The sequence below is a fragment of the Rhodococcus sp. HM1 genome, assembly GCF_023218075.1.
Taxonomy (GTDB): Bacteria; Actinomycetota; Actinomycetes; order Mycobacteriales; family Mycobacteriaceae; genus Rhodococcus.
Genome location: NZ_JALPTB010000112.1, coordinates 1 through 12349, shown reverse-complemented (window position 1 = coordinate 12349; position 12349 = coordinate 1). Strand labels below are relative to the sequence as shown.

Sequence of the window (12349 nt, the reverse complement as noted above, 5' to 3'; positions counted from 1 at the left end):
TCCACGGCATGCTCGACTATCGGACTCCGGCCGAGGTCGAGACCGCCCACTACGCACAACCGCCAGCCGCTTCTGCGGCCTGAGAACTGAACACACGCTCAGCCTCAACAAAACTCGGGACTTGACAGACCCTGCGGTATCCGATCCCACAGGAATTCGACAGCGCCGTAGGTGAGCAGCCCACACAACGAAATCACGACGACGAACAAGACTTCCTCGACCGGGAGGTGTCCCGGTAGTTCCACCCCGGTGACGTAGCGAGGATTGAAGCTCCATACCCCGGCAGTAACGGCCAGCACATCCCAGGCCACGAAGATAACTGCCACCGGTGCGACAGCTCGGACCATGCGGGCCGGCTGCCGGTAGACCCGTGCCCCCCACTCCAGGGGAGCGGTCACCATCAAGCAGGCCGCCAAGACGAATAAGTAATGCCAGGAATCCATCTCACGCTCCGTTCAGGGTGAAGGAGTCGATGCAGCTCGCGTCCAGCATGGGCAGCTCGGCCGCGACCGACGGACTCCTGATCGGCCAGGAGCGTCGCAGCCGAGCACAGTTCGGACCTCGATCTCAGCGCCACTCCGTCATTCCGCCGACGCGTGTCGAGCACGCACCTGCGAACACAGCCAATCACGACCTCAGGCCGGCCATGCCCAAACGGTGCAGAAAATTGCAGAAGGCGACACGCGGAGCGTTCGATCGTCAGCGTACGGTGCTCGAATCGATGACGTTGTTCGTCGGCGACTACCCGACGGGCATCCCTATAGGGTCCTCGGCGGCCCAGCGTTCTGGTGTATTCGATGTCGATTCGACTGCCATGGCGGGCCGCTCGGCAGCAGCACCGGTCTCGGGTGAGGATAACTCTTCGGGATGTGGCCTTTCGCATCCCCTGTGCGCTGGGAAGAGTGCACCTATTTGCCGGCTCTCGGTGAAGATGCTGGTCTGGCGGAGGTGATGCGTTTCCTCGATGTGCACGAGCGCCGTTCCGGTGATCGGGTGGAGCCGCGTTATCTGCTCGCGGGCGCTGGTTTCGGCGGCGTTCATTTTGATCGGCAGCAAGGTTCGGTGACCTGATCGGTCGCAAACGCGCTTACGTGTTGGGACTGCTCGGCTACGCGACGGGAGCAGCGGCGATGCCCCTCGCAGGGACTGACGGTGGTGATTCTCCTGAGGGCGGTGGGCGCTGGTCGGCGGGATCGGCGTCTCGCTGTTGCTGCCCGCCATGCAGTCACTGGTGCACGGCAACTTCCACGACGCCGCGCAGAAGAAGGTCTACGCGCTCGTCGGAGCGGCAGCTGCGATCGCCGCTGCCGTCGATCCACTGCTCGGCGGCTTCGTCACCACCTACCTGTCGTGGCGGGTCGGGTTCGCTCTGGAAGTGGTGATCATCGCGGTGGTGCTGGCCGGCATCGGGCTCGTCCGGGACGTGCCGTACACCGGGCCGCGCGGCGCGGACCCGATCGAAACCGGGCTGTGGGTCGTCGGTATGGGTGGGATCGTGCTGGGGATCCGGATATGGCACGAGGGCGGCGATGCGGTCGGGACATTGCTGCTCACAGGCGTCCCCGCTCTCACGTACTGGCTGAGCCGCCGCACACGGCGCGGTGAGCCCGCCCTGCTGGACCCGGGCCTGTTCCGGTCGAAGGTGTTCCGGCTCGGCGTCACCGGGCAGATGCTTCAGCAGATCGCGTTGGGCGGGACCATGATCGCGCTGCCTATCTATCTGCAGATGGTGCTCGAGTACAACGCCATGCAGGCCGGTCTTTCACTCGCACCGCTGTCGCTGAGCATGTTCGCCGTCGCTCTGCTTGCGGGGAACGAGGCAGGCAATCACCGCCCCGCAGCCATCATTCGATGGGGGCCAGTGCGTGGGTAGCCGCAAGATCGGTTTTCGTTGCGGCCGGCGCACTCGGTCGGGGTGACGATCTTGCGTCGCAGTATCGCCCCACGGGCGCGCGCTGGCCGAAGCCTTTCAGGGCTCCCGCGTCATCGACCGTTACCACGGTGATCCGTACTTGACCGGCACACGCTTGAGCCGTCCACTGTGGCTTCTCGAGGTCGCCGGGATCAGTGGGGAGCATGGGCCACCCGCGTCGGTGGCAACCACTCGCTCGACGCGGTGCACCACAGTCGCTCACAGCACTGGGCGCGCACCATCCACCGCGCCCACCGCGACCTGGACGGAATCATCTACCGAGGTCGGTTGGCCGGTGCGACCTCGATCGCCCTGTTCGAGCGCGCCGCCGACGCATTCGTCCCTCGGCCGGAACTGTCACGCCCCTTGCTCATCCCGCGCTCGCCGATGCGCCCGCCACGGCAGCCCGCCAGCTCGACTACACCATCATTTGACCGCGGTCGCCTCTGGGTGGGCCTGCCACCGCAGGGAATACATGCTGGCCTTATGGACCTTGTGGTGGTCACAGGGCGATCGCGGCGCGGGCGGTGGCCGTAACGGCCGGGTGCGTGCCGGTGAGCCGTCCGCGGTGTGTTGTGCCGGCGAGGAGTTCGAGGGCGTCGAGTGTGGGATTGGCGACGGCGGCCGGAGCGAGAAATGCACGACCTTCCGAGCGCCATCCGAGCCCCTGCAGTAGGGCGCCGATCTCGGTGTGCCAGTGCTCGGCCGGGATACCGGCGGCGACGACGGCTAAGGTCGACCAGCCGGCGTGCCGGTCGAAGTCGGTCCTGCCGAGGGGCAGGCGGGACACGATGTGCTGCCACAGTGCCACGGGTCGGTGACGGGATCGTCGTGCGACCGCAGTCGGCGTCAACCGGCCGTGTCGCACGCCGACCAGCCCGAGTGCGCGCGCGTTGGCGCGTAGACGTGCGAGCGGCCAGGTCAGGTCCTCGCGGTTCGCCTTGCCGATCCACCATCCGCTCACACCGGTCCGGTCGGCGAGTTGCTCAACCAGCGCCGGTGGTAGGTAGCCTGCGTTGGTCAGCCGGACCCCGTCGCCGATCAGGTCGAGCAGCACAAGAAATGGCTCGAGCAGCTGTGCGGCTTCGGCCTCACCGATCGGGAGCACAGGGTGCGATGCCGCCTGCTCCAGCAGGTGCGTCAGCGTCGGGTCCGCGCGACGTTCGAGTCGTGCGCGCAACGCTGCAAGTTCCTCGGGTACGGGCACCGGCATGGTCATTGCCGCCGCGATCGCGGCGGTGGCGTCGGCGACATCGAACCGGTCGGGATGCCAATCGAGCGGCAGCCACCTACGAGCGTCGTCGATGTCGTCGAACGGCGGCGGGACCGTTGCCGGATCACATCCACCCCGGACCCAGGCTGCCAGCTCCGAATACCCCCACAAGCCTCCGCAGTCCTCGGGCGGGCAGGCCCTGCGGCCGGCGGTGCAGCGCACCTCGGTGGGAGGCTCGTCGAGCACTGCTTCCACCTTCAGGATGTGGTGCCAGCCGTCACCGAAGTCGTAGTCGTACCAGAGGCGGTCGCCCGGCTCGGTCAGCAGCTGATCGAGCCGAACGGTGTCTTCGAGTACACCGTCCTCACCTTCCTCGACATCGAAGGATGTCACGAAATAGGGGGAGCGGGGATCACTGCCGGTACGGAAGCGGTGTAGATGACTGTCGAACCAGCCCATCGCGGCCTGGATGACCGTATGCACCCGGTCGAGGGTCAGATCGCCGGGCACCTCGAGTCGTCGCCACACCGGCGGGGTGGCGCCGAGCAGATCCAGCCGGATCCGGAAGCCACGTGCGCGCGCCGGTGGCTCACCGATGACAGGTTCGGGGGTGCGCAGCATGTCGTCGAGCCAGTCCCTGGCACCGTCGGCGCGCAGCGCCTCGACCACAGCCTGTCGCTGCTGCGGGGTCAGCGCCGCCATCAACTGTTCGGCGTGCTCGCGGGGATCGTCCGGTGTCGCCACGATCACCAGTGAACCATCGACGATGGCCAGCATGCCGAGCGGCTCGCCGCGGTGCGCTTGTGCCGGTAGAGCCACAAGATGTGGGAGGCCCCAGCGATGAATCAGCGTACGAGTATCGGATTGGATGTGCACGCACGATCGGTGGTCGCCTGCGGCCTCGACGGGGACACCGGTGAGTTGTTCGAGCGCCGATTGACGCCCGCGCACCACGAAATGCTCGAGTGGATCCGGACGCTTCCCGACCCAGTGGCGGTGACGTACGAGGCCGGCCCCACCGGCTACGGGCTCGCACGCTTCCTGGCAGCAGCCGGGATCGAGTGTCTGGTGGCGGCACCGTCGAAGCTGCAGCGCCCGCCGGGAGAGCGGGTCAAGACCGACACACGCGATGCGCGGCACCTGGCCCGACTGTTGCACCTCGGGCAGATCTCCGATGTGGCGGTGCCCAGCGTCGAGCAGGAGGCCGCCCGCGATCTGGTGCGGGCCCGCGAGGACTCCCGCCGCGATCTCATGGCGGCCCGGCATCGGGTCTCCAAACTGCTGCTGCGACAAGGGATCGTCTATTCCGGTGGCAACGCGTGGACAAAGGTGCACGACACCTGGCTGTGCGCCCAGCACTTCGACGCACCCGGCTTGCAACTGGCGTACGACAGTGCCTACGACGCCATGGTTGCCGCGCTGGACCGGCGGGATCACCTCGATGCGGCGATCGCCGCGATGGCCGAGAACAGCGACTACACCTCGGTGGTGACTCGGCTCAGCTGCCTGCGCGGAGTCTCGACGCTGACCGCGTTCGGGTTGGCCGTCGAGATCGGGGACTGGCACCGCCTGACCGGCCGATCGATCGGCGCCTACCTGGGGTTGGTGCCCACCTAATACTCGTCCGGGTCAAGCAGGTCGCAGGGGTCGATTACCAAGACCGGCAACGGCCACGCCCGGCGGTTGCTGATCGAGGCCGCCTGGCACCACCGACCCCGGTATCGCCCCTCGGCGGATCTGCGGCGCCGCTGGGACAAGGCGAGTCCCGCGGCTCGGGCTCGCGGACAGCGAGCGAACCGGCGACTGCATGAGCGTTGGGTCGGGTTCGACGTTCGTCGTAAGCGCCCGGCACTGGCGAACACCGCAATCGCCCGTGAACTCGCAGCTGGTGTTGGTCACTGGCTGTGCTCGATCCTTGAAATCCGGTTCCTCGCTGCGCGTTCGCCGCGAGTGTGGTCGTTGCCCCGTCGGCGCGGCAAGGTCGGTTCTCCTCGCTGCGCTGCGGGGACTCCACCTTGCCCCTCGCCCGGCCGGCGACCGGAAGCGCAAGGACCGCAGGCGAGGAACCTCCACAACGTCCGGGTGAATCATGCGGTGGTGACGGCAGCGCCCAGGAGTGATCCGCGAGCACACTATGAGCAATCCCCAACCGTCCATTGGGATCACGCTCGACTTTAGACAAGCGACCCACTCCAGCCGAATAGCCGTCCTGCGGTAGCCAACCCGCGCATATCAGAGTTGACCACGCGTCGAAACCGACACGCTCGTCACTACCCAGCTTCGCCCGGACCCTCAGAGGCGGCGTCCACGACGACGGTCCTGGACGCCGCCTCACCCTGCGTCCTTGACAAACCTACGTCCATATCAGTGTGCCATTTTCCGCACACGCACCGCCGCTACCTGCACAGCGGGCTGGCGGCGAGAATCCCTGTCACATAAGGAGTATCGGCGTGGTCCCCCATCCTCCGAAACTTGCGGAGTATGCATTGTCGCGCTCGGTGGGGACGACACCGCCATCCTTGACGCCACGGGGATCAAGCGTGAAGGGGACTGATGGCGGGCTCTCGGGTGAGTAGGTTGCGCACGACCGCACCGGCAGCTCACGAAGCCTCTCGCCGCCAGGAGGAGAGAATGCTGAGCGCACCGGAGATTATTTGAGAACGGCGATCGGGTCCGTGCACCTGACGGTGATCGTCTATATAGGGGCAGGGCGGCGATCATCCGTAGTGGTACCGACAGGCGGCGATGCGGACTTCCGTGTCGGTCACCTTGTAAACAAGCCGGTGCTCGTCGGTGATTCGTCTGGACCAATACCCGGCGAAGTCGTACTTGAGAGGTTCGGGTTTGCCGATCCCCTCATTGCCATTGCGCTGGATATCGACCAGTAGGGTATTGATCCTCTTGAGGATCTTTCGGTCCTGTTGTTGCCACCAAAGGTAGTCCTGCCAGGCGTTCTCGTCCCACACCAACAGCATGTCAGTCGATGTCGAGCAGGCTGTGCGACTGGCCGCGACCGGCTTCGAGCCTCTCCATTGCGTCCAAGAGGCGACGAGCGTTGGCGGGGGAGCGCATCAGGTGCGCGGTCTCCCGGAGGGACTCGTAATCGTCGAGGGAGACCATGACCACGGGTTCGTGGCCGGCACGAGTGATGATGACTTCCTCGCGGTCATTGGTCACTGCGTCGAGGACCTCGGCGTAGCGTGCCCGGGATTCGGTGTAGCTCATAGTTTTCACGTGCACCTCCTGTACGTAAAAGCGTACAGTATTTTTGCGGGGCAGGCAATTGGTGGCCTGTCCGCCGGAAGATTGCGGAGGAATGTGGGGTTATGCCGAGCTGGCGGCGTGGGTGCGGGGAGGGCGAGACCCCTCGTCGGTCCCGTCGCCGTTCGACGACGTCGAGGATGCTCTCGATTGGCTCCCTCTTGAGTGGCATCCCGACCGGTTCGATGTCGCCGAGGCCACGGCTGTGATCGCCGCGGCGATGGCCGCGCCGGTTCGCGTGCCCGACGAACTCGCCGCGCTGCGCACTCGACTCGAGCACCGCGGTGACCCGGCGCTGACACACCTGCTGGAACGGGCAGCTACTCACCCGGTGGTCGAGGTCGACGACTCGGAGGCCGCGCAACTTGTCGAGCCGTATCTCGAACTGCTCGACGCGATCGGCGACGGGATGCAGCTCGCCGCCGCCGGCTACCTGCCACCGGCAGTGGTCGAGCAACTCGCCGCCCGGACCGGCGTCACCGGGTGGTGGATCGGCTCGGCGAATCGCGAGGATCTGACCCGGCCACCTCCGTGATCGAGGTGTTGCGACGACCGATTGAATCCACCCTGTGCTCCGTGATCGCTGTGAAAAATCACCCCGTCCACGCCGCCACCACGGGAGTCGACCGCCATCTGCAGTGCATCGGTGACCAGTTCAGACGACATCGGGCCAGCACGTCGAGGCCGAGATAACGCCGGCCTTCGAGTCATTCGTCGGTCTGTGCCGCCAGCACCGCACCGACCAAACGGGCGATCGCGTCCCGATTCGGGAAGATCCCCATCGCGTCGGTGCGGCGCCGGATCTCCTTAGTCAGCCACTCGGTGGGATTGTTCGACCAGATCTGACTCCACACGTCCTTCGGAAAGGCGGTCAACGCGAGGATGTCCTCCCGGGCCTGCCCGAGATGCTCGGCCACCGCGGGGAGTTTGTCGTCGTGTTCACCCTGGTGCCGTCAACGTGGGTTTTGGTGCCGGTCCCGTACTGGTCGATCCAGCCTGTCAGGGTGCCGCGCACGACTCCGAGGTCAGCGGCGATCCCTCGGATCGTCGCGCCGGGTATGGACTCGTACAACTCGACGGCCTGGCGCCGGAACTCCTCCGAGTAGTTCTTTCGTGACATGACTGAAGATCATCTCGCTTCCCCAGCAGGTGCTGGTTTCAGCGTGTCGAAGAACCAGGGTCAAGGCCCACCGGCTCCATGTCGTGCTCACGCACCTCGTTCCTGCGGGCGCACCCCGCGGTCTCACTGTCGACCGAGCCGCCCGACTTCTGCGGACCACCCGGCCTCGCGACATTGCGGGCAAGACGCTGCGCAATCTCGCTGTCGACCTCATCGGCGAGGTGCGACAGTTGGATCGGCGCATCCTCAAGTCTGCCAACGACATCGAGCAAGCCGTCACCGAGTCCGGAAGCGCCCTGACCGAACTGTGCGGTATCGGGACACTGACCGCCGGCAAGATCCTTGCTCGGGTCGGGTCGGGTCGGGTCGGGTCGGGTCGATCGGTCGGTTCCGATCGGCCGCCGCGTTTGCCAGTTACACCGGAACCGCGCCGATAGAGGTGTCCTCGGGCGATGTCGTTCGACATCGGCTCTCGCGTGCTGGGGACCGGCAACTGAACTACTGTCTGCACACCATGGCCATCACCCAGATAGCTCGGGACACGCCCGGCCGCGCTTATTACCAACGGAAACGAGCCGATGGAAAGAGTCACAAGGAAGCGTTGCGCTGCCTGAAAAGACGGCTCTCGGACGTCGTCTCCCACGAGCTTCTCCGCGACTCAGTGGCCGAGCCGGCGGCAGGCCCGCTGATCTACAACGTGCAGACGGAAGGCGTGGTCACAGCGAACCTGCGCGATACGGCGCAGCGGGCGGGTGTTCCCATGGTGGAGGTCACCGAAACACTGCCCGAAGCACCGATTACATCACCTGGCTCACCGATACCGCCAGTCCCTGGCCGACGCAGTGGCTGCAGACTGACACCCGAACCTCGCGGTCTCGGCCTCGGCATCTCGAACGGGTATGTGCCGCTCGGGGTGAGCGGCCGCGCCCGGCGCAGAGTATGCGCCGGGCGCGGCCACGGTCGGTTCAGATCTCGCGGGGGTCGATCAGGCCGGCGTGTACCGCTTTGACCAGGCGGCGTAGAACGCGGAAGGTGGTGCCCGAGAGGGTGATCGGGACGAGAGTGGGGGTAGCCGCTGTCCATTGCGCGCGCCGGGAGCGGGTATTGGCGCGGGAGGTGCGTCGTTTGGGTACTGCCATGACGGAGTCCTTCGAGGGTGGTGTCAGGGGCGGCGTCGGCCGTATTCGCGTTCGAATTTCTCGACGCGACCGGCCGTGTCGAGTAGGCGGGCGGTGCCGGTCCAGTAAGGATGCGAGGCGTTGGTGACGTCCGCGACGATCAGCGGGTAGGTGTTGCCGTCCGGCCAGTCGATGGTGCGGTCGGAGCGGGCGGTCGAGCGAGTCAGGAAGGTGGTTCCAGTGGTGGCGTCCTGGAACACCACGGGGCGATAGTCGGCGTGGAGGCCGGGTTTCATCGTCGTTCTCCTTCGAGCAGTGAGGTTTCCTGTTCGGCCTGAGCGGTAGGTGCACACGGGTCTTCGTGGTAGTTGCCGAACGGATCGGGCCAGCTCGCCCACAGGGGCGGCTCGGCGAGTTCGGTGGCGGTGAGCAGCGCCCACTGCAGCGTCGCGCGGATCGCGTCGGGATCGGCGTCGTGGATGAGGATCACCATCGAGGTGTCGCGATCACCGAAACGTTCGTCCCAGCGCCGCGCCGCGAGGGCTTGCCGTTCGATAGTGGTGGCGGCGAGTTGTTCCGGCGTCATGGCCGCGAGCCACGGCCCGTCCTGGGCGACGCGCAGCCCGCCCTCGGCGGATTCGAGCAGCAGCGCATAGTCGGGTTGGGTCGCCACCCAGACCCGACCGCGAGCGCGGATCACGCCGTCGAGCAGGACGTCGATCGCTTCGTGGAGGCGACCGGGGTGGAAGGGACGACGAGCGGTGAACTCGACTATCTCGATGCCGCAGTCCTGTTCGAGGGGTGGCCGGCCCCGCAGCGGGGAGTGGGCATCGCAGACCGCTCCGCGCCGGGCGGTCGGCGGGTACGGCGTAACAGCGACTCGATGTCGCCGTGCTCGTCCCAGATCATCGGCGCATCCGGGGCGAGGCGCGAGAGTACGGCGTGTAGTCGGGCCTGGTGCCATCCATCGGCTCCGGGGCGGACGACGAGGGCGTCGGCGAACTCCACCTGGCCGACCACCACCTGTGCGGCGGTGCGGTCGTCGTCGAGTTCGTCGTCCCCGGTGGCGTCGTCGAGCCAGGTCTCGGCATCGACGCAGGTGATGGTGGCCTGGATCTGCACGTCGTGGCGGCCGGGGCGTCGAGCCGGCCGACGATGCCGGCCACCACGTGATGTTCGATCGCCCAGCACAGTGCTTCTGGTTCGATCAGAGGGTCGAGCAGCAGCACGATGCGGTCGACGGTGCTGCGCTCGTGCAGGCGACGCAGTAGCGGCAGCAGGTCTTTGCGCAGGGTGCACGAGACGCAGCCGTGGGCGAGTTCGAGGATGGTCTCCCGCTCGTCGTCGGTGGTGGTCAGGGTGCGGCGCACGACGCCTTCGTAGATGTCGGCAAGGTCGTGGCGCACGACGATGGTGCCGGGTCGTAGCAGAGCGTGTGCTGTCTGTTCGGTCGGTCCGCCCCGCCCGGCAACGAGGATCAGCGGTGTCCGGCTCGCCACAATAACAACACCGACTCGGAGTCGCATGCCGGGGCCGAGGATGAATGCGACCTTGGGCGCTGGGCGGGCCGGCACCGCATCGCCCGTGTCCTTGGCATCCTTTCTGCAGCTCGCGAGGCCGAACTTGAGGCGATCTGATTTGACTGGAAGGTCCCTCGTCCGGCGGGTTTCGGCAGCAATCATCGCCGGATGCTGTTCGAGATCGCTGCCTACCGCGAAAAGAACGGTACCGGCGAGATCCCGAGCACCTACATCTTCGGCGATGGTGAACCCGTGGGGAGTGGCTATACCGTAAGGTCCGCACGTGGCGCGACGGCCACCTCCCGGCCGACGAGCAAGCTGTCCTCGAACTTCTCGGAATTTCGCCGACTCCTCGGCCGCGCGGACCACGTACTGCCAGGCGAGTGCTTTCTACGCGGCAGGCTGCGGCCTTGGCGCATTGAGCACCTCGACCGCGGGAAACAATGCAGGAATCGTGGTGGAGACGAGGACGTACTCGGCGTTGATTCGCACTCCGAGATAGTCGATTGCTGCCATGCTCTCCATCCTTCACAGGTTCGAGAGCCTCCGACAGACCCGGAGTGATTCACCTACGAGTCGGCAGCGCCGAGGTGGTCGAAAACCTCACGGTGCAGCCTCTCGAGCACCCCGGCCTTGGCCCATGCGGCGAACCGGCGGTGTGCGGTCGGGACCGTCACCTCCAATGAGGTGGCAGGTGCCGCCATGCACACCCGCTCGTCAGTACGAAGGTGACCGGGGTGAAGACTGCGCGGTCTCGACTGGTTTGGCTGTCACCGCCCGGTGGTCACGGGGCGAACCACGGAATCAGTGGTTCGGCGATCTCCCGCAATGGAGCCGGGACCGACCGGGGAGAAAACTCGCCCATCATTTGTCACACCATGCACTGGTAAATGACTTCATCCACGTGCGGCACGCGCTTACTGGACGATATGGGTGGCGCACGATCTATCGTGAGTTCGTTCCCGTTGCGTCAGGCGTCCGTCGCTCCGGGGAAGGATTCACTCGGCGCGGGGCGGTGTAGACGTCGAAGTGATCGAAGCACAGTCGACCGTCTGTGGCTATATCCTGGGCGTACGTCTCGGAAGGTGGCGTCACGGAAGGAACGTGGGCCGGTTGTGCCGTCGGACCGGTGCACGCGAGCGACGAGCCGACGGGGTGAGCAGCGTGTTCCGATGAGTGAAGGGGATCCGCTCGACACGCAGAGGTACCCGCTGGCCCCGGCCGAGGAGCTGACAGCCGCCGGTTTCGACGACGTCCGCGAGATCGGCCACGGCGGGTTCGGGGTGGTTTACCGCTGCACCCAGACGGATCTGGATCGCACGGTCGCGGTCAAGGTGCTCACCGTCGACCTCGACGAGGAGAACCGGACGCGGTTCTTCCGGGAACAACGGGCGATGGGCCGGCTGACCGGGCACCCGAACATCGTCAACATCCTGCAGGTCGGCGCCACCGGCAGCGGCCGGCCCTACTTGGTGATGCCCTACCATCCGCAGGACAGTCTCGACGCGCGGATCCGTCGCCGCGGTCCGCTGCCGCTCGGCGAGGCCTTGCGGCTCGGGGTGAAGATGGCCGGTGCGCTCGAATCCGCGCACCGGCTCAGGATCGTGCACCGAGACGTGAAACCGGCGAACATTCTGCTCACCGACTACGGCGAACCGCAGCTGGCCGATTTCGGGATCGCGCACATCTCCGGAGGTTTCGAGACCGTCACCGGCGTGGTTACCGGGTCGCCGGCCTACACCGCGCCGGAGGTGCTGGCCGGTGATCCGCCGGGTCCGGCCGCCGATATCTACGGTCTCGGTGCCACCGTGTTCAGCGCGTTGACCGGGCACGCTGCGTTCGAACGCCGCAGCGGGGAGCAGGTGGTCGCGCAGTTCCTGCGGATCACCACGCAACCGGTACCCGACCTGCGGGAGCACGGGATCCCCGAGGACGTGTCCGACACGATCGCGGGCGCGATGGGCCGGACCCCGGCGGAGCGGCCGGCCACCGCCGCCGAGTTCGGGGAGGAGCTGCAGGCCCTGCAACGCGCCCACGGTTTCCCGGTCGACGTGATGGCCCTGCCCACCGACGGCGAGCTAGTGGCTCGACACAGATCGTTGACCGGGTAATCCCCGGCTGACCGACACGTCCACGGCAGACTATCTCCGAGTCGAGACAAGGAGGTGGTCGTGGCACGCAAACCGAGCGTGTTCGTCCGATCGT

At 66.4% G+C, this 12349-nt stretch carries 9 protein-coding genes and 7 pseudogenes; 5 read left to right on the top strand and 11 right to left on the bottom strand.

Annotated features, from left to right (window positions below):
* Positions 1-104 precede the first annotated feature (104 nt).
* The gene (locus M1M07_RS30630) at positions 105-443 is read right to left on the bottom strand and encodes a lycopene cyclase domain-containing protein (RefSeq protein WP_248676572.1); all 339 of its coding nucleotides are present in this window, start codon (positions 441-443) and stop codon (positions 105-107) included.
* 575 nt (positions 444-1018) lie between these two features.
* Here M1M07_RS30630 and M1M07_RS30625 point away from each other — a divergent pair.
* Positions 1019-1858 (top strand): annotated as a pseudogene (locus M1M07_RS30625) (MFS transporter); the annotation flags it as partial.
* 556 nt (positions 1859-2414) lie between these two features.
* On the opposite strand, the gene M1M07_RS30615 reads toward M1M07_RS30625, so the two are convergent.
* The gene (locus M1M07_RS30615) at positions 2415-3869 is read right to left on the bottom strand and encodes a plasmid pRiA4b ORF-3 family protein (RefSeq protein ID WP_248676571.1); all 1455 of its coding nucleotides are present in this window, start codon (positions 3867-3869) and stop codon (positions 2415-2417) included.
* 78 nt (positions 3870-3947) lie between these two features.
* Between M1M07_RS30615 and M1M07_RS30610 the strand changes: the two are divergent.
* Positions 3948-5044 (top strand): annotated as a pseudogene (locus M1M07_RS30610) (IS110 family transposase).
* A 798-nt stretch (positions 5045-5842) separates the two neighbouring features.
* Here M1M07_RS30610 and M1M07_RS30605 read toward each other — a convergent pair.
* Both M1M07_RS30605 and M1M07_RS30600 read right to left on the bottom strand, forming a co-directional pair.
* Positions 5843-6100 carry a Txe/YoeB family addiction module toxin gene (locus M1M07_RS30605; RefSeq protein WP_139000135.1) on the bottom strand — a complete coding sequence of 86 codons (258 nt, stop codon included), beginning with the start codon at positions 6098-6100 and terminating at the stop codon, positions 5843-5845.
* 1 nt (position 6101) lies between these two features.
* Positions 6102-6359, bottom strand: a complete 258-nt coding sequence (locus tag M1M07_RS30600; RefSeq protein WP_248676570.1) for a type II toxin-antitoxin system prevent-host-death family antitoxin — start codon at positions 6357-6359, stop codon at positions 6102-6104.
* A 52-nt stretch (positions 6360-6411) separates the two neighbouring features.
* Here M1M07_RS30600 and M1M07_RS30595 point away from each other — a divergent pair, with 52 nt between their 5' ends.
* Entirely contained in the window at positions 6412-6921 is a 510-nt protein-coding gene (locus tag M1M07_RS30595) for a hypothetical protein (RefSeq protein ID WP_308200883.1), read from the top strand.
* Between the two features lie 175 nt (positions 6922-7096).
* On the opposite strand, the pseudogene M1M07_RS30590 reads toward M1M07_RS30595, so the two are convergent.
* Both M1M07_RS30590 and M1M07_RS30585 read right to left on the bottom strand, forming a co-directional pair.
* Positions 7097-7318, bottom strand: a pseudogene (locus M1M07_RS30590) (transposase); the annotation flags it as partial.
* Positions 7306-7506: pseudogene (locus tag M1M07_RS30585) on the bottom strand (transposase); the annotation flags it as partial. The pseudogenes M1M07_RS30590 and M1M07_RS30585, both read right to left, overlap by 13 nt.
* On the opposite strand from M1M07_RS30585, the gene M1M07_RS30580 reads away from it, so the two are divergent.
* Complete coding sequence (locus M1M07_RS30580) at positions 7505-8515, top strand: transposase (RefSeq protein ID WP_248676568.1); 1011 nt, start codon at positions 7505-7507, stop codon at positions 8513-8515. The pseudogene M1M07_RS30585 and the gene M1M07_RS30580 overlap by 2 nt on opposite strands.
* On the opposite strand, the gene rpmF is transcribed toward M1M07_RS30580, so the two are convergent.
* The 5 genes and pseudogenes from rpmF to M1M07_RS30560 form a co-directional block, all read right to left on the bottom strand.
* A complete protein-coding gene (gene rpmF, locus M1M07_RS30575) occupies positions 8472-8645 on the bottom strand; it encodes a 50S ribosomal protein L32 (RefSeq protein ID WP_248676567.1) in 174 nt (57 codons plus the stop codon). The genes M1M07_RS30580 and rpmF overlap by 44 nt on opposite strands.
* Before the next feature lie 23 nt (positions 8646-8668).
* Positions 8669-8920, bottom strand: coding sequence for a type B 50S ribosomal protein L31 (locus M1M07_RS30570; protein ID WP_248676566.1), 252 nt, complete (start codon positions 8918-8920; stop codon positions 8669-8671).
* A pseudogene (locus M1M07_RS30565) lies at positions 8917-10150 on the bottom strand (GTP-binding protein). Before M1M07_RS30565 ends, M1M07_RS30570 begins: the two are co-directional and overlap by 4 nt.
* 384 nt (positions 10151-10534) lie before the next feature.
* Positions 10535-10660 (bottom strand): hypothetical protein, encoded by a 126-nt coding sequence (locus tag M1M07_RS32950; protein WP_282582471.1) that lies wholly within the window; start codon positions 10658-10660, stop codon positions 10535-10537.
* A 68-nt stretch (positions 10661-10728) separates the two neighbouring features.
* Positions 10729-11012, bottom strand: a pseudogene (locus M1M07_RS30560) (transposase); the annotation flags it as partial.
* Positions 11013-11316: 304 nt separating this feature from the next.
* Between M1M07_RS30560 and M1M07_RS30555 the strand changes: the two are divergent.
* Positions 11317-12207, top strand: a pseudogene (locus M1M07_RS30555) (serine/threonine-protein kinase); the annotation flags it as partial.
* Positions 12208-12349 lie beyond the last annotated feature (142 nt).

What these genes read in the sequence shown, in the direction of transcription:
- M1M07_RS30630 (WP_248676572.1), bottom strand. Translation starts at nt 443, where the DNA reads ATGGATTCCTGGCATTACTTATTCGTCTTGGCGGCCTGCTTGATGGTG.
- M1M07_RS30605 (WP_139000135.1), bottom strand. Translation starts at nt 6,100, where the DNA reads ATGCTGTTGGTGTGGGACGAGAACGCCTGGCAGGACTACCTTTGGTGG.
- M1M07_RS30580 (WP_248676568.1), top strand. Translation starts at nt 7,505, where the DNA reads ATGACTGAAGATCATCTCGCTTCCCCAGCAGGTGCTGGTTTCAGCGTG.
- rpmF (WP_248676567.1), bottom strand. Translation starts at nt 8,645, where the DNA reads ATGGCAGTACCCAAACGACGCACCTCCCGCGCCAATACCCGCTCCCGG.
- M1M07_RS30570 (WP_248676566.1), bottom strand. Translation starts at nt 8,920, where the DNA reads ATGAAACCCGGCCTCCACGCCGACTATCGCCCCGTGGTGTTCCAGGAC.
- M1M07_RS32950 (WP_282582471.1), bottom strand. Translation starts at nt 10,660, where the DNA reads ATGGCAGCAATCGACTATCTCGGAGTGCGAATCAACGCCGAGTACGTC.